Here is a 20739-nt window from a genome sequence, read left to right as displayed (position 1 = left end):
AATGATGCCATTGATTTCTCTTGCCGACGGTCTTGAGCACGCCAGAGAGCACCGCTACGCACTGGGTGCGTTTAACGTACTCGACTCCCATTTCCTGCGTGCGTTGTTTGCCGCCGCCAGGCAGGAACGATCGCCGTTTATCATCAACATCGCCGAAGTGCATTTTAAGTATGTGTCGCTGGATTCGCTTGTCGAAGCGGTTAAGTTCGAGGCCGCTCGCCACGATATTCCCGTGGTCCTTAACCTCGACCACGGTCTGCACTTCGAGGCAGTGGTGCGCGCCCTGCGTTTAGGGTTCAGTTCGGTGATGTTCGACGGCTCCGCGTTGAGTTACGAGGAAAACATTCGCCAGACGCGGGAAGTCGTGAAGATGTGCCACGCGGTGGGGGTGTCGGTGGAGGCTGAGTTGGGCGCGGTTGGCGGTGACGAAGGCGGCGCGTTGTATGGGCATGCGGATGAAGCCTTTTTTACTGATCCGCAACTGGCACGCGAATTTGTCGATCTGACGGGTATTGATGCCCTGGCCGTCGCCATTGGTAATGCACATGGCAAATACAAAGGCGAGCCGAAACTCGACTTCCCACGCCTGGATGCGATTCGCCAGCAGACGGGTCTGCCGCTGGTGCTGCATGGAGGTTCCGGGATTAGCGATGCCGATTTTCGTCGCGCCATCGAACTGGGCATTCATAAAATCAATTTCTACACCGGGATGTCGCAAGCGGCTCTGTCCGCCGTTGAGCAGCGTATGGCAAAACGCCAGCCACTTTATGACGAGTTTGCCGAACTGTTGCTGAGTATAGAAGAGGCGATTTCCGATACGGTCGCAGAACAGATGCGCATCTTTGGCAGCGCGGGGCAGGCATAATGGAACGCAAAGGGATTATCGCTGCGGGCAATATGCTGGTGGATCACGTCCATCAGATCGTGCAGTGGCCAGAACGCGGCTGGCTGGCAGAAATTACCCACAGCGAACGTTCCACCGGCGGCGCGCCGCTCAACGTCCTTCTGACACTGGCGAAAATGCACGTTGGCCTGCCGCTGCAGGCCGTGGGACTGATTGGTGAAGATAGCGACGGGGACTACATTCTGGCAATGCTCGACCAGTACCACGTCAACCGTCAGCGCGTACAGCGCACCACCTTTGCACCGACCTCCATGTCGCAGGTCATGACCGATCCCAGCGGACAGCGCACCTTTTTCCACTCGCCAGGGGCAAACCGTCTGCTGGATCTTCCCGCCTTCGATCGTTTAGACGGATCGATGAAGATCTTCCATCTCGGTTATTTGCTGTTGCTCGACAGCCTGGACATGCCGGATGACGAGTTTGGCACCCGTAGCGCGCGGCTGCTGGCGCAAATGCGCGACCAGGGGTATGAAACGTCGCTCGATCTGGTGTCCCGCAAGGGCGACCCGCGCTACCAGCCGCTGGTGCTCCCTGCCCTTCGCCATCTCGATTATCTGGTGATTAACGAGCTGGAAGCCGGAGAGTTTAGCGGGCTGGAGATGCGTGACGAGCATGATGCACTGCACATTACCCATATTGCCCAGGCCGCTTCTCAACTGCTGGCATCTGGCGTTCGTCAGCGCGTGGTGATCCACTGCCCGGAAGGCGCATGGGGTGAAGCGCCGGGTGAGCAAGGCCGCTGGATCCCGTCATGGTTGCTGGAACAGGAACAGATCATCGGCAGCGTTGGCGCGGGAGATGCCTTTTGTGCGGGCTTTTTATACGGCTGCCATGAATCGTTGTCGCTAACGGACAGTATTTATCTGGCACACGCCTGCGCGCGGGCAAGCCTGCTGGCCGCCAATGCGATTGACGGCGCGAAAACGCTGGCCGAGTTGCAGCTGTTTATTAAAGAGAATACCTAGGCCGCTTTTTCGCTGTGAGAGACGTCGGTGGCAAAAACGTAGCCCAGTCCACGGATGGTTTTAATGAGTGCAGGCTGGTGCGGATTGGCCTCGATTTTCCGTCGCAGGCGCATGATTAACACATCAATAGTGCGGTCAAAGACCTCGGCGCTTTCGCTGTGGGTCAACTCAAGCAATTGATCACGGCTCAGTACCCGGCGAGCATTTTGCGTAAGTGCCAGCAGCAAGCCGTACTCGCCCTGCGTTAAGGGCACGGTGTTACGGTTAGGATCGCTCAGTTCACAGCGCGCGGTATCCAGCGTCCAGCCGTTAAAGGTAATCCCCTCTACACTCGGCACGGGAACGTCTGCGGCCAGCACGCCCGTTCGACGCAGCACGGCTTTAACGCGGGCGACCACAACACGCGGGTTAAACGGCTTGCCAATATAATCGTCGGCCCCCATCTCCAGCCCCACCACCACGTCTGACTCACTGCCCAGCCCGGTTAACATGACCACCGGTAGCGCCGGACGCTGCTTTTGCAGCTGCAGCAAAACCTGCAGACCGTTGATATCCGGCAGCATCATATCCAGCAGAACCAGGGCAATATTCGGCTCCTGATGAACACGGTTCAGGGCATCCTGGCCGTTATGGCAGACCAGCACACTAAAGACGTGCTCACTCAGCACATCCTGAAGCAGTTCGCAGACTGCAATATCGTCATCAACCACCAGAATCGCCGGTTTCATCGCATGCTTCCGTCAGGGGATTATTTTAAGTCTGAACCATTCTGCCGTCGGCTCCAGTCAAATAGTTTTTTCAGTCACGAAAATTCAACCCATGTCACATCCGCTGCCCTGTCGACACGTCAATTTTGACGATTGGCTGCTTTTCGTCAGGGTTTTCACTGCAAATGGGCCGTAAAGTCTGGGTATACCCATATAAAAAACATGGCATAGAAGCTGCATAGTGGGTGCGAAAGATTCGATTAACTGGAGCAGACTGATGAAAAAAGTCGTCACGGTTTGCCCTTATTGTGCCTCAGGTTGCAAAATTCACCTGGTGGTCGATAACGGCAAAATCGTCCGGGCGGAGGCCGCGCAGGGGAAAACCAATCAGGGCACGCTGTGCCTGAAAGGTTACTACGGCTGGGATTTTATTAACGATACTCAAATCCTCACCCCGCGCCTGAAAACCCCTATGATCCGCCGCGAGCGCGGTGGCAAGCTGGAATCCGTCTCCTGGAATGAGGCGCTGGATTACGTCGCCTCACGCCTGAGTGCCATTAAGGCCAAATACGGCCCTGATGCCATTCAGACCACCGGTTCCTCACGTGGGACGGGAAATGAAACGAACTATGTAATGCAGAAATTCGCGCGCGCCGTTATTGGTACCAATAACGTCGACTGCTGCGCTCGCGTCTGACACGGCCCATCGGTTGCAGGTCTGCACCAGTCGGTCGGTAACGGCGCAATGAGTAATGCGATCAACGAGATAGATAATACCGATCTCGTGTTTATTTTCGGCTATAACCCGGCGGATTCTCACCCTATCGTCGCGAACCATGTTATTCGCGCCAAACAGAATGGGGCGAAGATCATCGTCTGCGATCCGCGCAAAATTGAAACCGCGCGCATTGCCGATATGCACATTGCATTGAAAAACGGTTCGAACATCGCGCTGTTGAACGCAATGGGGCACGTCATTATTGAGGAGAACCTGTACGACCAGGCGTTTGTCGCCACCCGTACGGAAGGCTTTGACGAGTACCGGAAAATTGTCGAAGTCTATACGCCAGAGTCGGTAGAAGCGATAACCGGCGTCAGCGCGCAGGAGATCCGCCAGGCGGCACGGATGTATGCCGGGGCGAAAACCGCCGCGATCCTGTGGGGCATGGGCGTGACCCAGTTCTACCAGGGGGTGGAAACCGTGCGTTCTCTGACCAGCCTCGCCATGCTGACGGGGAATCTCGGTAAGGCGCACGTTGGCGTCAACCCGGTGCGTGGGCAGAATAACGTGCAGGGCGCGTGTGATATGGGTGCACTGCCGGATACCTATCCGGGCTATCAGTACGTGAAATTCCCGGAGAACCGCGCCAAGTTCGCGAAGGCCTGGGGCGTGGAAAGCCTGCCGGAACACACCGGGTATCGCATCAGCGAGCTGCCGCACCGCGCGGCGCACGGCGAAGTGCGTGCGGCCTACATCATGGGCGAAGATCCGCTCCAGACCGACGCCGAGCTGTCTGCGGTGCGCAAAGGGTTTGAGGACCTGGAGCTGGTGATTGTCCAGGATATCTTTATGACCAAAACCGCGGCAGCGGCGGATGTGATTCTACCGTCAACGTCCTGGGGTGAGCATGAAGGTGTCTATACGGCAGCAGACCGTGGCTTCCAGCGCTTCTTTAAAGCGGTAGAGCCGAAGTGGGATCTGAAAACGGACTGGCAGATCATCAGCGAAATCGCCACCCGCATGGGCTACCCAATGCACTACAACAACACTCAGGAGATCTGGGACGAGCTGCGTCATCTGTGCCCGGATTTCTTTGGTGCCACTTACGAAAAAATGGGTGAACTGGGGTATATCCAGTGGCCATGCCGGGATGAGTCAGAGGCTGATCAGGGCACGTCGTATCTCTTCAAAGAGAAATTCGACACCCCGAACGGACTGGCACAATTCTTCACGTGTGACTGGGTCGCCCCTATCGACAAACTCACCGATGAGTATCCGATGGTGCTTTCCACCGTGCGTGAAGTTGGCCACTACTCCTGTCGTTCCATGACGGGCAACTGTGCCGCGCTGGCGGCACTGGCGGATGAACCAGGCTATGCGCAGATCAACACCGCCGACGCTGACCGTCTCGGTATTGAGGATGAAGCGCTGGTGTGGGTGAACTCTCGTAAAGGCCGAATCATTACTCGTGCGCAGGTCAGCGACCGTCCTAACAAAGGTGCGGTCTATATGACCTACCAGTGGTGGATTGGCGCCTGTAACGAGCTGGTGACGGAGAACTTAAGCCCGATAACTAAAACGCCGGAGTATAAATACTGCGCCGTCAACGTGGAGCCAATTGCGGATCAGCACGCTGCGGAACAGTATGTCATCGACGAATATAACAAGCTGAAAGCCCGACTGCGCGAAAGCGCAATGGGTTGAAGCTGTTAATTCATCAGTGAATAAAGGGAGTGAGATATTCACTCCCTTTTTATTTCCGCTTAAAGCATTCGAAATATCAATTATTATTCTGGAAAGCCGCTCGCAGAAATAATGTAATTTACGCAAACAAGAATTACATCTTTGCATTTTAATTCAGAGGGATAAGATGTGCGGCGGGTGCTTAAGACTTTCTGTCTTGAGCATTGTTGAGGGACAGAAAGTGGAAAGCCCCGGGAAATCGTCATTTACCCGAGGCTACCCCTCAACACCAACAGGTTGAGAGTAGCCTCTTATTCTAGTTTTCACAAGGAGTAAAAGGCATGACGCCATTAAAAACTGCGTTAGGCATTGTCTTTATTATTTGCCTGACGATAGTGATATTTACCTTTATTAATCGCGGTAAGTTATGCGAACTCACAATAAAGAGTGAACATCAGGAGGTGGCGGCGAAATTAGCCTGCAACGCAGGCTAACCTCTTCGGGCGGAGCGACGGTTCCGCCCGGCTTGTCGGATGCTGAGGTCTTAATGCACCCATTTTTTTCTTCTGTCACCGCGATTATACTGCGCGGCATGTACCAAGATGATAAGAATCCATGAAACACATTTTCCTGTTGTTGTTAGTTTTTACGTCGCTTGCCCGTGCCGATGAGATTGGCAGCCAGTATAAAAAGCAAGCTGAAGCGGGTGATGCCCGCGCCCAGTATTATCTTGCCGATACGTACTTCAGCTCTGGCGACAGCAAACAGGCGGCGCTGTGGGCAGAGAAAGCGGCAAAAGGGGGCGACGTTGATGCGATGGCGCTGCTGTCACAAATCCAGTTTACGCAGGGCGATTACGCGCAGGCTAAAGCGCTGGCGCAGCAGGCGAACATCGCAGGCAGTAAACGGGGTGCGATCATGCTGGCACGCGTGCTGGTCAACACCCAGGCAGGCAAAACCGACTATCCACAGGCCATCAAACTGCTGCAAACGGCAACCGAAGATATCGACAATGACTCGGCGGTAGATGCGCAACTGCTGCTGGGTTTGATTTATGCCAACGGTGTAGAAGTGGCTCAGGACGATGTTCAGGCGGCATCATGGTTTAAACGCAGTTCAGCACTTTCACGTACGGGCTACGCCGAGTACTGGGCTGGAATGTTGTTCAGACAGGGTGAGAAAGGCTTTATCATCCCCAATAAACAGAAAGCGCTGTACTGGTTGAACCTGAGTTGTACTGAAGGGTTTGATACGGGATGCGAAGAGTTTGACGCGTTGAGCGGGGAGTAAACATTGCCGGGTGGCGCAGGCCACCCGGCTTTTTACATTATTGGTCAGCCGTCTTATCAAAACGACCCAGCACCTCGCGTTCATACGCCAGCGCTTTTTTACGGTCGAATTTGTGTTCCCACTTGGCAATCACCAGCACCGCCAGGGCGTTACCCACCACATTCAGCGCCGTACGCGCCATGTCGAGGATACGGTCAACACCGGCGATGAATGCCAGGCCTTCCAGCGGGATCCCGACGCTACCCAGCGTTGCCAGCAACACCACGAACGAAACGCCCGGTACGCCTGCGATACCTTTTGAAGTCACCATCAGGGTCAGCACCAGCACGATCTCCTGCCACAGCGACAGGTCAATCCCGTACAGCTGAGCGATGAAGATCGCCGCAATACTCTGGTACAGCGTTGAGCCATCCAGGTTAAAGGAGTAGCCGGTTGGCACCACGAAGCTGGTGATCGACGCTGGCGCGCCGTAGGCTTCCATCTTCTCAATAATACGCGGCAGCACGCTCTCAGAGCTTGCCGTGGAGTAGGCCAGAATCAGCTCATCTTTCAGGATACGAATCAGGATCCAGATGCTCAGCCCGCACAGACGCGCCACGATGCCCAGCACCACCAGCGCAAAGAACAGGATGGCGAAGTGCACCAGAATCACCAGCTTCGCCAGCGGCCACAGGGAGGCGAAACCGAAATTCGCTACGGTCACAGCAATAAGTGCAAACACCCCAACCGGCGCATAGCGCATCACCATGTGAGTCACTTTGAACATGGTTTCAGAGATTGAGCGGAACACCGTCACCAATGGTTCACGGTGTGTCGCAGGCAGGGAAGAGAGACCCAGACCAAACAGCACCGAGAAGAAGATGATAGGCAGCATCTCACCCTTCGCCATAGACGCCACGATGTTGGTCGGAACCAGCGACAGGATTGTGCCCATCAGGCCATGCGCATGGCTCTGCACATCAGCAGTTGTGCTTTGGTATTTCGAAATATCCACCGTCGCGAGTTGCGACATATCAATCCCGGAGCCTGGCTGGAACACATTCGCCATCGTAATGCCCAGGATAATGGCAATCGTCGTGATCACTTCGAAATAGATAATGGTTTTCGCCCCGATACGGCCTAACTGTTTCGCATCGCCGACGCCCGCAATACCGACCACCAGCGTCGAAATCACAATCGGTACCACAATCATCTTGATCAGATGAATAAAGATATCACCTGCTGGCGAGAGCAGGTTCGCAATCAGCCATTCGCGACTGTCACTGTGATAATGGAGGTAACTGCCCAGCAAGATGCCCAGCACAAGGGCTAGCAAAATTTGCCAGGCCAGGCTGACTTTAACGTTTTTCATAGAAACTGACTTCCTCAATGAAGCTCCCTGATCACTCAAACTGCATGAATATGGAGCCATACTGAAAGGGTATGAATTGTGTTGCGTTGGTTTATGGGATTTTTTAACGCGGCGTATGAGTATCATTTGCACGGTATGTTGCGCAAGCCTTAAAGAACGATGCGTTTCACTACAAAAAGTTGCTATGACGCGAGTTTGTGACAATCCCGATAAATAACCTTTTGTTATAAAAACGCTTTTTTATGTTAATTTGTGAATAATCGGCTCGCTAAATTATTTTTCTTCAAAGTTTCATTCGCTCATTTTTCATACTATTCAAACAATGCGTGATCTGCCGCCCAAATAATAAACAAAGCTTGTAAAGCCCCTACAATTAACGTTTTTGCGACATATTATTAACATCTTACAAGGAGAAAAAAAGCCATGAGCCAAATACACAAACATGACATTCCCGCAAACATTGCGGACCGTTGCCTGATCACCCCGGAGCAGTACCACGAGAAATATCAGCAATCTATCAACAGCCCGGACATCTTCTGGGGTGAACAGGGTCATATCCTTGACTGGATCAAACCTTATCAGAAGGTGAAAAACACCTCCTTTGCGCCAGGCAACGTCTCCATAAAATGGTATGAAGATGGCACGCTGAACCTGGCGGCGAACTGCCTTGACCGTCACCTTGCCGAGCGCGGGAACGAGACGGCCATCATCTGGGAAGGCGATGATGCCTCACAGAGCAAACACATTACGTACAAAGAACTGCACCGCGACGTGTGCCGTTTCGCCAACGTCCTGCTGGAAAAGGGCATTAAAAAAGGCGATGTCGTGGCTATTTATATGCCGATGGTACCCGAAGCGGCGGTTGCCATGCTGGCATGCGCGCGCATCGGTGCGATCCACTCCGTCATCTTCGGCGGCTTCTCGCCAGAAGCGGTTGCCGGTCGTATTGTCGATTCAAATTCTAAACTGGTGATCACCGCCGATGAAGGCGTGCGCGCTGGTCGCAGTATTCCGCTGAAGAAAAACGTCGACGAAGCGTTGAAAAACCCGAACGTGAAAAGCGTCAGCAACGTTGTGGTGCTCAAGCGTACCGGCGGTAAGATCGACTGGAAAGAAGGTCGCGACCTGTGGTGGAGCGATTTGATTGAAAAAGCGAGCGACCAGCATCAGCCGCAAGAGATGAATGCGGAAGATCCGCTGTTCATTCTTTACACCTCCGGGTCGACCGGCAAGCCGAAAGGCGTGCTGCACACCACCGGCGGCTATCTGGTCTATGCGGCCACCACTTTCAAATACGTCTTCGACTATCACCCGGGTGACATTTACTGGTGTACCGCCGACGTGGGCTGGGTCACCGGACACAGCTACCTGCTGTACGGCCCGCTGGCCTGCGGTGCCACCACGCTGATGTTTGAAGGTGTCCCAAACTGGCCGACGCCAGCGCGTATGTGTCAGGTGGTCGACAAACACAAGGTCAACATTCTCTATACTGCGCCAACGGCGATCCGTGCGCTGATGGCAGAAGGCGATAAAGCCATCGAAGGTACTGACCGCTCTTCCCTGCGTATTCTTGGTTCCGTGGGTGAGCCAATTAACCCGGAAGCCTGGGAGTGGTACTGGAAGAAAATCGGTAACGAGAAATGCCCGGTGATGGACACCTGGTGGCAGACCGAGACCGGCGGCTTTATGATCACCCCAATGCCGGGAGCGACCCAACTGAAAGCAGGTTCTGCAACGAACCCATTCTTCGGCGTACAGCCTGCACTGGTGGATAACGAAGGTCATCCGCTTGAAGGGGCAACCGAAGGCAACCTGGTGATCACTGACTCCTGGCCAGGTCAGGCGCGCACGTTATTCGGCGATCACGAACGCTTCGAGCAGACCTATTTCTCCACCTTTAAAAATATGTATTTCAGTGGCGATGGCGCGCGTCGCGATGAAGATGGTTACTACTGGATAACCGGGCGCGTGGACGATGTGCTGAACGTCTCCGGCCACCGTCTGGGCACCGCCGAGATTGAATCTGCACTGGTGTCTCATCCGAAGATTGCTGAAGCCGCCGTGGTAGGTATCCCGCATAACATCAAAGGCCAGGCGATTTACGCCTATGTCACCCTGAACCACGGTGAAGAGCCATCGCCAGAGCTGTATGCCGAGGTGCGCAACTGGGTACGTAAAGAGATTGGCCCGCTTGCCACACCGGATGTTCTGCACTGGACCGACTCGCTGCCGAAAACCCGTTCAGGCAAAATTATGCGCCGTATTCTGCGCAAAATCGCGGCAGGTGACACCAGCAACCTCGGTGACACCTCAACGCTCGCGGATCCTGGCGTGGTGGACAAACTGCTCGAAGAAAAGCAGGCCATCGCAATGCCGTCGTAACCCCCTCACCCTAACCCTCTCCCGCAAGGGAGAGGGAACAATAAAACCTCCCCTACCAATACTTCTGGAGACTCTGTGATGAATAACGATATTTGTCAGCAGATAGAGAATAGTGCGCACTACAGGGAGCTCGTCGATAAACGGCAACGGTTTGCCTTCATCCTTTCCATCATCATGCTGATTATCTACGTCGGCTTTATTCTGCTTATCGCCTTTGCCCCACACTGGCTCGGCACCCCGCTGCACGAGGGGACCAGCGTCACGCGCGGGATCCCCATTGGCATTGGCGTGATTGTGATTTCATTTGTGCTGACCGGCGTGTACGTCTGGCGCGCGAACGGTGAATTCGATCGTCTTAATAAAGCGGTACTGCAAGAGGTAAAAGCATCATGAAGCGAGTCCTGACGGCGCTAGCCGCCACACTTCCCATTGCCGCCCACGCGGCGGATGCCATTACCGGTGAGGTACAGCGCCAGCCAACCAACTGGCAGGCGATTGTGATGTTCCTGATTTTCGTCCTGCTGACGCTGTACATCACGTACTGGGCATCGAAACGCGTGCGCTCCCGTAACGATTACTACACTGCGGGCGGCAACATTACCGGTTTCCAGAACGGGCTGGCGATTGCGGGTGACTTTATGTCTGCGGCCTCGTTCCTCGGGATCTCCGCGCTGGTGTATACCTCCGGCTACGATGGTCTGATTTACTCGCTCGGCTTCCTGGTCGGCTGGCCAATCATTCTGTTCCTGATTGCTGAACGCCTGCGTAACCTGGGACGCTACACCTTTGCAGACGTCGCATCTTATCGCCTGAAACAGGGGCCGATTCGCACCCTCTCAGCCTGTGGCTCGCTGGTGGTGGTTGCGCTGTACCTGATTGCGCAGATGGTGGGCGCGGGTAAGTTGATCGAACTCCTGTTCGGCCTGAACTACCACGTCGCAGTGGTGCTGGTTGGCGTCCTGATGGTGATGTACGTCCTGTTCGGCGGCATGCTCGCAACGACCTGGGTGCAGATCATCAAAGCCGTACTGCTGCTGTTCGGCGCCAGCTTTATGGCCTTCATGGTGATGAAACACGTTGGGTTCAGCTTCAATAACCTGTTTACCGAAGCGATGGCGGTCCACCCGAAAGGTGAAGCCATCATGAGCCCGGGCGGTCTGGTGAAAGACCCGATTTCAGCCCTTTCGCTCGGTCTGGGTCTGATGTTCGGTACTGCAGGGTTGCCGCACATCCTGATGCGTTTCTTCACCGTGAGCGATGCACGCGAAGCACGTAAGAGCGTTTTCTACGCCACCGGTTTCATGGGTTACTTCTATATCCTGACCTTTATCATCGGCTTTGGTGCCATCATGCTGGTGGGGGCAAACCCGGTGTTTAAAGATGCGGCAGGTGCGCTGATTGGTGGTAACAACATGGCGGCGGTGCATCTGGCCGACGCGGTGGGCGGGAATCTGTTCCTCGGCTTTATCTCCGCCGTGGCCTTCGCTACCATTCTTGCGGTGGTTGCAGGGCTGACGCTGGCAGGTGCGTCTGCGGTGTCACACGACCTCTACGCCAACGTCTTCCGTAAAGGCGCGAGCGAACGTGATGAGCTGAAGGTTTCCAAGATCACCGTGCTGGTGCTGGGTGTGGTCGCTATTCTGCTGGGCATTCTCTTTGAGAAGCAGAACATCGCCTTTATGGTGGGGCTGGCCTTCTCGATCGCGGCAAGCTGCAATTTCCCGATCATCCTGCTCTCCATGTACTGGTCAAGACTGACCACCCGTGGGGCGATGATTGGTGGCTGGCTGGGACTGCTGACGGCGGTGATCCTGATGATTCTGGGCCCAACCATTTGGGTGCAGATACTCGGTCATGAGAAAGCTATCTTCCCGTATGAATACCCGGCGCTGTTCTCTATTGCCGTGGCGTTTATCGGTATCTGGTTCTTCTCGGCTACCGACAATTCGCCGGAGGGTAACCTGGAACGCGAGAAATTCCGCGCCCAGTTTATTCGTTCGCAAACCGGTCTTGGCGTTGAGCAGGGTCGCGCGCACTAAGCCTTTCCTCCCCGGTTACTCTGGCCGGGGAATTTAAAACATCACCCACGCCACCAGCGGCGCAATCAGCACCATCACCACGCCTGAGAGCATCATCACCTGGCTCGCCACGACGCCCTCCTGCTGACCCAGCTCATAGGAACGTGCCGTGCCCGCACCGTGCGACGCCGCGCCAAAGCCCGCACCTTTCGCCATCCCTTCCCGAATAGACAGCCGCAGAAACAGCATATCACCCACCGCCATGCCGAAGACGCCGGTGACAACAACAAACAGCGCTACCAGATCCGGCTGTCCGCCAAGCGGTTTGGCCGCGGCCAGCGCAAATGGTGTCGTCACCGAACGTACCGCCAGGCTGCGCTGAATTTCATCGGGCAGCGTAAACAGCCGCGCCAGCCAGACCGAGCTACAGACCGCCACCACCGTGGCGGTGATCACGCCTGCGCTGAGCGACATCCAGTGGCGTTTGATAATCGCCAGGTTGTCATACACCGGGACGGCAAAGGCGATAGTCGCCGGCCCCAGCAGCCACAGCAGCCAGTGGGATTCGCCAATGTAGTTCTGCCAGGAGATATGACCGAAGACCAGCATCAACACCAGCAGGATAGGTGTGAAGACCAGCGGCATCAGCGGCAGGGCGTGAAAACGGCGATACAGCCGCTTGTTAGCAAAGTAGATCGCCAGCGTCGCAATCAGGCACAAGACGCTTATCTGAAAGTTAGTCATGTTTGTGCCTGCTGATTTCAAAGCGATACACTTTATCCACCACCCAGGCGGTCGTCCCCAGCACCATCAGCGTACTCAGCGCGATGACCGCAAAGATGCGCCAGCCATCCACCATCAGCAGTTGCGCATAGTTCACCACCGCTACCACTGCCGGAACAAAGAACAGCAGCATCTCTGCCAGCAGCCAGCGCGCACCAGCCCGTACCCAATTGAGGGGAATGACGCGACAAAGGATGAGCGTCAGCATCAGCATCATCCCCACAAGGTTGGCTGGCAGCGGCAGATGCAGCCAGCCGACAAGATATTCGGCAAAAACAAACAGTCCCGCGTAGAGCAGTACCTGAACCGGTACCTGGAGTCGTTGCGCAACGGCAGGCGTAACACGGCTTAACGCCACGGCCATGGGGGTTTCCTCAAAAATGAGACGAGGCGCCAGTATAGTGAGCGCACGGTATGGACAGAAATGAATTAAAATCATCAAAGGTATAGTTTCGAGGAATAATCATGGACATAAGAACGCTGCGCTATTTTGTCGAAGTGGTTCGTCAGCAAAGTTTTACCCGCGCAGCGGAGAAGTTGTTTGTTACCCAGCCCACCATCAGCAAGATGCTGAAAAACCTCGAAGATGAACTGAACTGCACTTTGCTGATCCGCGACGGGCGCAAGCTGTTACTGACCGATACCGGGCGCGTCGTCTTTGAGCGTGGGCTGGCAATCCTGGCGGAGTTCCGCCAGCTGGAAGCGGAGCTGGACGATATCAATCATCTGACGAAAGGTGTGCTTCGTCTCGGCATTCCGCCGATGGTAGGGATGATGATGGCCGGGCCGATTAGCCTGTTTCGCCAGCGCTATCCCGGCGTAGAGCTGAAGATATCTGAATTTGGCGGATTAACCGTCCAGCAGGCGGTTATCAACGGCGAGCTGGACGTGGCGATGACCGCCCTCCCCGTTGAGGAAGAGAGTGGCCTGGCGACACTGCCGCTCTTCAGCCATCCACTGTGCGTACTGGTTCCCCGCTCCGGCGACTGGCTGAAGAGAGACTCGGTGAAACCCGAGCTTCTCGGCGAACATCCGCTGCTGATTTACAACGAAGACTTTGCGCTCAGCCGCCAGTTGATGACGTTATTTAATCAACACAACGTGAAGCCGCGCATTGCGGTTCGCAGTGGTCAGTGGGATTTCCTGGCCGCGATGGTGCAGGCAGGTGTGGGGATTGCCATCCTGCCACAACCGATTTGCGAGCGGCTGGATAAAAACACGCTGCGCTGGATCCCGCTGGAGAGCAATCTTCACTGGCAGTTAGGGATGATATGGCGCGAAGGGGTGTATTTGTCGCACAGCGCACAGGCGTGGCTGGAGTGCTGTGAGGGGTTTTGGATCCCCTCACCCTAACCCTCTCCCACAGGGAGAGGGAACCGATCGAGCACGTAGGCCCGGTAAGCGTAGCGCCACCGGGCAAAAGCGCGTTACTGATTCTCTATCAACAGCGCTTCCAGCAGATCCAGATCGTGCAGCAGCTTTTGCAGCGTTTCGTTACTGATCTGGCGCGTGGCGCGCAGATGGTACAATTCAGCACGCTCTGAACGCAGCGCCGCCAGACGGAACCGGCGTTCGAGGTTCTCCTCCTGCAGCGAACTTTCCACATCGTTACGCCCATCGGCACGGCGACGCAGGTTACCAATCACGCGGGAACTGACTTCCGTCAGCAGTTGATTGTCGATGTTCTCTTCCGCATCGGCGGCCAGACGTTCTTCCATTTTCTGGATTGCCACAATCGCCACTTCGGCAGTCGCCGCACGGGCAATGCGCTCTTCCTTGTGCTGCTGGGTCGAATCACCGGCGTCAATGTGCTGCAGCAAAATAGGCAACATCACCACGCCAACAAACAGCGAGAACAGAATGACACCTGCCGCCAGGAACACCAGCTCATAGCGCGCCGGGAAGACATCGCCCGTCGGTAGCAGCAATGGAATAGAGAGCACACCGGCGAGGGTAATCGCCCCGCGTACCCCTGCGAAGGAGGCAATCAGCAGTTCACGTGTGGTCCACGAGCCGAACTCCATCGGTTTTTTCGTCAGGAAACGCACGCTGAACTTTTTCATCGTCCACAGCCAACCGAAACGCACCAGCATTAACGCCAGGTAGATCAGCACGATATCGGTAAACAGCATCCAGACTTCAACGTTCGGATCGGCCTCGGCCGCCACCAGCGAGGACTCCATAATGCCTGGCAATTGCAGGCCCAGGAGCAGGAACACCATGCCGTTAAAGACAAATTCCAGCATTGCCCAGGTGCTGTTCGCACGCAGACGCATAGCCAACGGTGCGCGACGCATCACGCCGGAACGGGTGATGGTCATGCCTGCCGCCACCGCAGCCAGAATGCCTGACACGCCGATATGTTCGGCAATCAGATAAGAGGCAAAAGGCAGAAGGAACAGCAGCACGATTTGCGTTGCGGGCTCATCGCCGCCCCAACGGCTGAGGAACCGCAGCGAACGTCCGTACAGCCAGCTCACCACGAAGCCTGCGAGAATACCGCCAATCGCCACCTTGAAGAATTCCAGCGTCGCACCGCCGACGGTAAAGACCATCGTGCCCATCGCGACCGCCACCGCAAACTTCAGGGCAACCAGGCCGGAGGCGTCATTCATCAGCGCCTCACCCTGTAGAATGCCCATAATTTTCTTCGGAATTCGGCCCTCACCCACAATGCCAGAAAGTGCCACAGCATCGGTTGGTGACAGGACGGCGGCCAGCGCAAAAGCGGGAATTAACGGGATACCCGGCACCGCCCAGTAAATCAGAAAACCAATCCCAACCACGGTGACCACCACCAGCGCCAGCGCCAGACCGAAAATCTCTCGCCCGTGCTCAAGGAATTCGCGCGTGGGGGTTTTCCAGCCATCTGCAAACAGCAGTGGTGGGATAAACAGCACGAGGAACAGTTCGGGATCGAACTCCACGTGCAGGCCAAACGTTGGCCACGCCAGCAGCGCGCCGATGGCAATTTGCATTAATGGAAGGGGGACCTGAAAGGGCAGTACGCGTGTAACTACCCCAGATAGCGAGACCACAAGGGTCATGATGAGTATTGTGAAGAAGATTTCCATGCGTTCCCTGTTTGCTGTGTTGCTTATGTACTCCGGAAGGCGTCGTGCCTTTTATTCTATCTTCCCCAGAGTAACGCAAAAGGCAACAGGATGAGTCCTGAAAATAAAAACGGGCGGCCTGAGCCACCCGTTTTTGCATCAAAGGACAACTTAGATTGCCCAACCGCCCGCGTAGAACGCCACCAGCGCAACGGCGATCACCACCGTGCCGATGTTCAGTTTGCGCCACTCGCCAGAGACCAGACGACCAATCACCAGCGATGCAAAACCGATCATAATGCCGGTCACGATGTTACAGGTCAGTACGATAAATACCGCGGTGATGAGGCCGGACATCGCATCCACAAAGTCAGCAAAGTCGATTTTTGCCACGTTGCTCAGCATCAGCAGACCAACGTACATCAGCGCTGGTGCGGTCGCATACGCCGGAACCAGATAGGAGAGCGGAGAAAGGAACAGGATCAGCAGGAACAGCACGCCGACGGTGATCGCCGTCAGGCCGGTTTTACCGCCTGCCGCCGTCCCCGCTGCGGACTCGATGTATACTGCAGCCGGTGCCGCACCCACCAGACCAGAGAAGACGCTGCTCAGGGAGTCAGTGGTCAGCGCTTTGCCGCCATCAATAATCTGACCGTCTTTATCCAGCAGGTTCGCTTGTCCCGCTACCGCGCGGATAGTTCCGGTTGCATCAAACACGGCAGTCATCACCAGCGCCAGCACGCTTGGCAGGATCACCGGGTTCAGCGCGCCGACGATATCCAGGCTACCAATCAGGGAGTTGCCTTTGTCATCGCTCAGCGACGGCATGGCGAAAATCCCGGAGAAGTGGACGTTTGGATCGAAAATCAGGCCGACAATAGAAACCCCGATAATGGTCAGCAGAATACCGCCCGGGACTTTCAGTTTTTCCAGACCGATAATCACCGCCAGGCCAATCAAAGACATAATCACCGGGAAGCTCGCGAAGTGACCGAGCGCAACCGGCAGACCGTCCAGCGGGTTCTTGATGACCAGACCGACGCCGTTGGCGGCAATCAGCAGCAGGAACAGGCCGATACCGATACCCGTACCGTGCGCTACGCCGTGCGGCAGGTTGCGCAAAATCCAGCTACGGATGCCGGTCGCTGAAATAACGGTAAACAGTACCCCCATCAGGAACACGGCACCCAACGCAACCGGTACGCTGATGTGTTGACCCAGCACCAGACTGAATGCGGTAAACGCCGTCAGAGAGATAGCGCAACCAATTGCCAGCGGCAGGTTCGCCCACAGGCCCATCACGATGGAGCCCACACCGGCCACAAGGCAGGTAGCAACAAAGACAGCTGCAGGCGGGAAGCCCGCTTTGCCCAGCATGCCCGGCACAACAATGACGGAGTAAACCATCGCCAGGAACGTTGTCAGACCGGCAACGACTTCCTGGCGCACGGTGCTGCCGCGAGCCGAAATTTTAAACATGGCGTCAAGTGAACCGCCAGTACGCGCAGATGGCGTAGACATAGAAAACATCCCCTGAGAGTTTTTTAGAAAGTCCGTAAGCGTGGTGGAGACGCCACTGCCAGCTAAACGTCAAATCCTTGAGTTGCGTTGGTGACGAAAGGGCGTCACATAAAAAGCAAACGTTTAGCTCCGCGCTTACAAACGGGTGGTCAAATTAAGGCAAACGATTATCTAGCCTAATCACCGCCCTTTTCAACTGAACTTTGTCGTTTTTCGCTAAAATTCACTTATGACGCTGAAGAAATAAACAGAGGATGCGCAAACGTTATCGTTTATGCGCAATTTGTTTACATTTCAATCGTCCCCCGGGATAGATAATGGCCCACCTTGTTCCAGCGTTCTTTTCCACCCGGGGCTGTTCTCAACCTTTTTCTTCCATGCCTGAATATGCGGCAGATTATTGATGCCACCGCGCGCCAGCAGGGCAAAAATCGGGAAACTCATCTGGATGTCGGCCATGCTGAGCGAATCCCCGGCAAACCAGCTGTTTTTAGCAAGATGCGACTCAATAAAGCGCGCATGGGTTTCCAGCTGGCGGTTAAGATAGGCTTTCTGCACTCCCTGTCCCAGCGCTTTACCCAGCGTTCTGATACCAAACGGGACGGGAGGTTTACCGAGGCTGTTAAACACCAGCTTCATTAACAACAGCGGCATCAGCGACCCTTCGGCATAATGCAGCCAGAAGCGGTATTGCACCTTATGAGCGGGATCCAAGGGTTTCAACCGTGAGTCGGGATCGTACGTTTCCTGCAAATACTCCAGAATGGCGCCTGACTCCGCCAGAATCAGGCCATTATCTTCGACGACCGGCGATTTGCCCAACGGGTGCACTTTTTTGAGGGACTCAGGAGCCAGCATGTTCTTTTCGCGCTGGTAGTGAATGATCTCATAAGGCAGGGCGAGTTCTTCCAGCGCCCAGATCACACGATGTGAGCGCGACTGGTTAAGGTGATGTACCGTAAGCATGGTTGTCTCCTGTTATTCATACTTTTTAACTATAGAAAATCGAACAACACCGCGAAAAAAATTCGGCTAAAAAACAACCGGCGTGGCTGGCGAAATGACGGGGCTTGCATAGAATTAAAGTGTCAGCACAATCCGGAACCTCCCCAACCAGCTCGACATGAGGGGTGCTGATGTCGGGGGAAACCCTCCCGTGAACCAGCGGGATAGAGAGAAAGACAAAGACCGGGAAAAACTAAAGCGCCCTTATGTGGCGCTTTAGTTCTTTATTAATCCTCTTCCAGCAATCGGGCTCCCGTTCCCTGTTCGCCCAGCCTGTCGCCCGGGTTACGCAACGGACAATCACTACGGGACAAACAGCCGCAACCAATGCAGCCATCCAGCTCGTCACGCAGTGCGACCAGGGTATGGATACGCCTGTCCAGCTCTTCACGCCACTGGGACGAAAGCTCCTTCCACTCTTTCGGGCTCAGCGTGTGACCTTCCGGCAGCACGCCAAATGCCTCGCCAATAGTGGCCAGGGGAATTCCGATTCTCTGCGCAATTTTGATAATCGCCACATAGCGAAGCACATCGCGGGTATAGCGGCGCTGGTTTCCACCGTTACGGATACTCTTGATTAACCCTTTGCTTTCATAGAAGTGGAGCGCGGATACTGCAACGCCGCTTCGCTTTGCCACTTCACCTGGAGTTAACAGCGCTTTAATTCGCGGCAATCTCTTTTCCATAAAACCTCTTTACCTCAAGCTAACTTGAGGAATTATACTCCCCCGCAGAGAAAACGACGAATCAACCAGGAAAGTTGTATCTACAGAGGGGCACCGTATGTCACATCAGCAGATTATTCAGACACTTATTGAATGGATTGATGAACATATCGACCAACCGTTGAACATTGATGTGGTCGCTAAAAAGTCGGGCTATTCGAAATGGTATTTACAGAGGATGTTCCGGACGGTTATGCATCAGACGTTGGGTGAGTACATTCGTCAGCGCAGACTGCTGCTGGCAGCCCAGGCGCTACGCTCAACGCAGCGGCCCATTTTTGATATCGCGATGGATCTTGGTTATGTGTCGCAACAAACCTTTTCCCGCGTGTTCCGTCGCGAATTTGACCGCACGCCGAGCGATTATCGCCACCAGTTGAATTAATCACTATCAATGCAAAGGTTGCTGCTGCCAGGTCATAAACTCCTGGGGCGGCATCGCTTTCGCGAAGTGCCATCCCTGACAGAACTGAACACCGCGCTTCAACAACCAACCGACCTGCTCTGCCGTCTCTACCCCTTCCGCAATGGTTTTCAGGCGCAGGCTTTGTGCCATCTCAATAATATGCTCGGCGATCAAGTGACTGGTGCTGTTGGTCGTCAAGGTGTCGATAAAGGATTTGTCGATTTTGAGGATATCAACGTTCAGCGAATAGAGGTTATGCAGGTTAGAGTAACCCGTCCCGAAATCATCAATTGCGACTTCATAACCTGCCTGACGGAAAGCCTGAATCACCGGTGTGGTTTTTGGCACATCAATAAACCCGCGTTCCGTCACCTCAATCTTGATTTGCTGCGCACGCACGTCATAGTGGCGGGCCTTGTCAGAAATCATGGCGATCAGCCGCGAGGAGTGGAAATCCGTGGCCGACAGGTTAATCGAGATATAGAGGTGCGGATGTGCGGCCAGGAAATGGCCCAGATCGCTGAACACCTCCTCAACAACATAATCCGTTATCCGCTCGCTCATTCCCTCTTTTTCAGCCAGCGGAATAAACTCTGCCGGGCTCATTACCTGTCCGTTAAAACCAGGCCAGCGTAACAACGCCTCAGCCCCCACACACTGATTGTTCTTGATATCAATGATCGGCTGATAGTGCAGGCAAAGCTGGCGTTTGTTCAGCGCCCGTTGCAGCAAGCGCCCAGGGGAATTGAGTTCACGATGGGTACGCGACCAAACCAGCAAAATAATAATGCTGCAGATCATCCCCAGTGGCAGCGTCAATGTCGCCTGATGATAAAGCGTTTCATAAAAGCGTTTATTCGATGTTGACACAATAGCCGCAATCGGTCTTTTTGGCGATTTTACGACGGTATAAAAACGGTTATCTTTTTGAAATACCGATTCCTTATCCCGAATCATCGAATTTAATAAAGAAACATTGGCTTTTTGGCTAACGGAAAAGAATGCATTGGTTATCGTGTCGTACACTCCCCATGAAAGGGAATGATCGTTTGACATCACTTCGCTGTACGAAAGCGGATTGACCACCACCACATAATTCCCACGCTGCATATATGTCATTTTATAGCCAGTATAAAATGGGGTATCGCGATAATAATAGATAGCGACATCCGGTTTACGGGTAATGGTGCCAACTTACTGATTTAGTGTATGATGGTGTTTTTGA

18 protein-coding genes and 1 pseudogene are annotated in these 20739 nt (G+C 54.6%); 10 read left to right on the top strand and 9 right to left on the bottom strand.

Translation table 11 applies throughout. The features are described from left to right. Positions 1–4 precede the first annotated feature (4 nt). On the top strand, positions 5–865 hold the full coding sequence (locus LCD46_01625; GenBank protein UOY72869.1) for a ketose 1,6-bisphosphate aldolase: 861 nt from the start codon (positions 5–7) through the stop codon (positions 863–865). Continuing rightward, positions 865–1869 carry a carbohydrate kinase family protein gene (locus LCD46_01620; protein ID UOY71076.1) on the top strand — a complete coding sequence of 335 codons (1005 nt, stop codon included), beginning with the start codon at positions 865–867 and terminating at the stop codon, positions 1867–1869. The genes LCD46_01625 and LCD46_01620 overlap by 1 nt, the downstream gene beginning before the upstream one ends. Here LCD46_01620 and LCD46_01615 read toward each other — a convergent pair. Next, a complete protein-coding gene (locus LCD46_01615) occupies positions 1866–2597 on the bottom strand; it encodes a response regulator transcription factor (GenBank protein UOY71075.1) in 732 nt (243 codons plus the stop codon). The genes LCD46_01620 and LCD46_01615 overlap by 4 nt on opposite strands. Positions 2598–2853: 256 nt before the next feature. Here LCD46_01615 and fdhF point away from each other — a divergent pair, with 256 nt between their 5' ends. From fdhF to LCD46_01600, 3 genes are all read left to right on the top strand, one after another. Continuing rightward, positions 2854–5001, top strand: a complete 2148-nt coding sequence (fdhF, locus tag LCD46_01610) for a formate dehydrogenase subunit alpha (protein UOY71074.1) — start codon at positions 2854–2856, stop codon at positions 4999–5001. A gap of 320 nt (positions 5002–5321) precedes the next feature. Beyond that, positions 5322–5474 (top strand): Hok/Gef family protein, encoded by a 153-nt coding sequence (locus tag LCD46_01605; protein UOY71073.1) that lies wholly within the window; start codon positions 5322–5324, stop codon positions 5472–5474. A gap of 121 nt (positions 5475–5595) precedes the next feature. Further along, positions 5596–6270, top strand: coding sequence for a sel1 repeat family protein (locus LCD46_01600; protein ID UOY71072.1), 675 nt, complete (start codon positions 5596–5598; stop codon positions 6268–6270). Between the two features lie 37 nt (positions 6271–6307). Here LCD46_01600 and gltP read toward each other — a convergent pair whose 3' ends face one another. After that, complete coding sequence (gene gltP / locus LCD46_01595; GenBank protein UOY71071.1) at positions 6308–7621, bottom strand: glutamate/aspartate:proton symporter GltP; 1314 nt, start codon at positions 7619–7621, stop codon at positions 6308–6310. Positions 7622–8044: 423 nt separating this feature from the next. Between gltP and acs the strand changes: the two genes are divergently transcribed. The 3 genes from acs (at position 8045) to actP (ending at position 12042) form a co-directional block, all read left to right on the top strand. Next, positions 8045–10003, top strand: a complete 1959-nt coding sequence (gene acs, locus LCD46_01590) for an acetate--CoA ligase (protein ID UOY71070.1) — start codon at positions 8045–8047, stop codon at positions 10001–10003. A gap of 78 nt (positions 10004–10081) precedes the next feature. Further along, complete coding sequence (locus LCD46_01585) at positions 10082–10396, top strand: DUF485 domain-containing protein (protein UOY71069.1); 315 nt, start codon at positions 10082–10084, stop codon at positions 10394–10396. Next, positions 10393–12042 (top strand): cation/acetate symporter ActP, encoded by a 1650-nt coding sequence (gene actP / locus LCD46_01580; protein UOY71068.1) that lies wholly within the window; start codon positions 10393–10395, stop codon positions 12040–12042. The genes LCD46_01585 and actP overlap by 4 nt, the downstream gene beginning before the upstream one ends. A 33-nt stretch (positions 12043–12075) precedes the next feature. On the opposite strand, the gene LCD46_01575 is transcribed toward actP, so the two are convergent. Continuing rightward, on the bottom strand, positions 12076–12765 hold the full coding sequence (locus LCD46_01575) for an LrgB family protein (protein ID UOY71067.1): 690 nt from the start codon (positions 12763–12765) through the stop codon (positions 12076–12078). Continuing rightward, positions 12758–13168 carry a CidA/LrgA family protein gene (locus tag LCD46_01570; GenBank protein UOY71066.1) on the bottom strand — a complete coding sequence of 137 codons (411 nt, stop codon included), beginning with the start codon at positions 13166–13168 and terminating at the stop codon, positions 12758–12760. Before LCD46_01570 ends, LCD46_01575 begins: the two co-directional genes overlap by 8 nt. A 101-nt stretch (positions 13169–13269) precedes the next feature. On the opposite strand from LCD46_01570, the gene LCD46_01565 reads away from it, so the two are divergent. After that, positions 13270–14157, top strand: a complete 888-nt coding sequence (locus LCD46_01565; protein ID UOY71065.1) for a LysR family transcriptional regulator — start codon at positions 13270–13272, stop codon at positions 14155–14157. Between the two features lie 74 nt (positions 14158–14231). Here the strand turns inward: LCD46_01565 and LCD46_01560 are convergent, their stop codons facing one another. The 4 genes from LCD46_01560 to soxR form a co-directional block, all read right to left on the bottom strand. Then, entirely contained in the window at positions 14232–15878 is a 1647-nt protein-coding gene (locus LCD46_01560) for a Na+/H+ antiporter (protein ID UOY71064.1), read from the bottom strand. A gap of 150 nt (positions 15879–16028) precedes the next feature. Beyond that, positions 16029–17378: a guanine/hypoxanthine transporter GhxP gene (gene ghxP, locus LCD46_01555; protein ID UOY71063.1), complete on the bottom strand. Its 1350-nt coding sequence runs from the start codon at positions 17376–17378 to the stop codon at positions 16029–16031. 294 nt (positions 17379–17672) lie between these two features. After that, a complete protein-coding gene (locus LCD46_01550) occupies positions 17673–18344 on the bottom strand; it encodes a glutathione S-transferase (protein ID UOY71062.1) in 672 nt (223 codons plus the stop codon). Between the two features lie 266 nt (positions 18345–18610). Next, a complete protein-coding gene (gene soxR / locus LCD46_01545; GenBank protein ID UOY71061.1) occupies positions 18611–19069 on the bottom strand; it encodes a redox-sensitive transcriptional activator SoxR in 459 nt (152 codons plus the stop codon). Positions 19070–19166: 97 nt separating this feature from the next. On the opposite strand from soxR, the gene soxS reads away from it, so the two are divergent. Beyond that, on the top strand, positions 19167–19493 hold the full coding sequence (soxS, locus tag LCD46_01540; protein UOY71060.1) for a superoxide response transcriptional regulator SoxS: 327 nt from the start codon (positions 19167–19169) through the stop codon (positions 19491–19493). A gap of 6 nt (positions 19494–19499) precedes the next feature. On the opposite strand, the pseudogene LCD46_01535 reads toward soxS, so the two are convergent. Beyond that, a pseudogene (locus LCD46_01535) lies at positions 19500–20693 on the bottom strand (EAL domain-containing protein). Positions 20694–20739: the final 46 nt, after the last annotated feature.

It is taken from the genome of Enterobacter ludwigii (assembly GCA_023023105.1).
GTDB classification, from domain to species: domain Bacteria; phylum Pseudomonadota; class Gammaproteobacteria; order Enterobacterales; family Enterobacteriaceae; genus Enterobacter; species Enterobacter adelaidei.
The sequence above is the reverse complement of the archived record's forward strand: the minus strand, read 5'-3'. Positions and strand labels throughout refer to the sequence as shown.

Coding starts and splice junctions, on each gene's coding strand:
- LCD46_01625 (UOY72869.1), top strand. CDS start 5: ATGCCATTGATTTCTCTTGCCGACGGTCTTGAGCACGCCAGAGAGCAC.
- LCD46_01620 (UOY71076.1), top strand. CDS start 865: ATGGAACGCAAAGGGATTATCGCTGCGGGCAATATGCTGGTGGATCAC.
- LCD46_01615 (UOY71075.1), bottom strand. CDS start 2,597: ATGAAACCGGCGATTCTGGTGGTTGATGACGATATTGCAGTCTGCGAA.
- LCD46_01605 (UOY71073.1), top strand. CDS start 5,322: ATGACGCCATTAAAAACTGCGTTAGGCATTGTCTTTATTATTTGCCTG.
- LCD46_01600 (UOY71072.1), top strand. CDS start 5,596: ATGAAACACATTTTCCTGTTGTTGTTAGTTTTTACGTCGCTTGCCCGT.
- gltP (UOY71071.1), bottom strand. CDS start 7,621: ATGAAAAACGTTAAAGTCAGCCTGGCCTGGCAAATTTTGCTAGCCCTT.
- acs (UOY71070.1), top strand. CDS start 8,045: ATGAGCCAAATACACAAACATGACATTCCCGCAAACATTGCGGACCGT.
- LCD46_01585 (UOY71069.1), top strand. CDS start 10,082: ATGAATAACGATATTTGTCAGCAGATAGAGAATAGTGCGCACTACAGG.
- actP (UOY71068.1), top strand. CDS start 10,393: ATGAAGCGAGTCCTGACGGCGCTAGCCGCCACACTTCCCATTGCCGCC.
- LCD46_01575 (UOY71067.1), bottom strand. CDS start 12,765: ATGACTAACTTTCAGATAAGCGTCTTGTGCCTGATTGCGACGCTGGCG.
- LCD46_01570 (UOY71066.1), bottom strand. CDS start 13,168: ATGGCCGTGGCGTTAAGCCGTGTTACGCCTGCCGTTGCGCAACGACTC.
- LCD46_01565 (UOY71065.1), top strand. CDS start 13,270: ATGGACATAAGAACGCTGCGCTATTTTGTCGAAGTGGTTCGTCAGCAA.
- LCD46_01560 (UOY71064.1), bottom strand. CDS start 15,878: ATGGAAATCTTCTTCACAATACTCATCATGACCCTTGTGGTCTCGCTA.
- ghxP (UOY71063.1), bottom strand. CDS start 17,378: ATGTCTACGCCATCTGCGCGTACTGGCGGTTCACTTGACGCCATGTTT.
- LCD46_01550 (UOY71062.1), bottom strand. CDS start 18,344: ATGCTTACGGTACATCACCTTAACCAGTCGCGCTCACATCGTGTGATC.
- soxR (UOY71061.1), bottom strand. CDS start 19,069: ATGGAAAAGAGATTGCCGCGAATTAAAGCGCTGTTAACTCCAGGTGAA.
- soxS (UOY71060.1), top strand. CDS start 19,167: ATGTCACATCAGCAGATTATTCAGACACTTATTGAATGGATTGATGAA.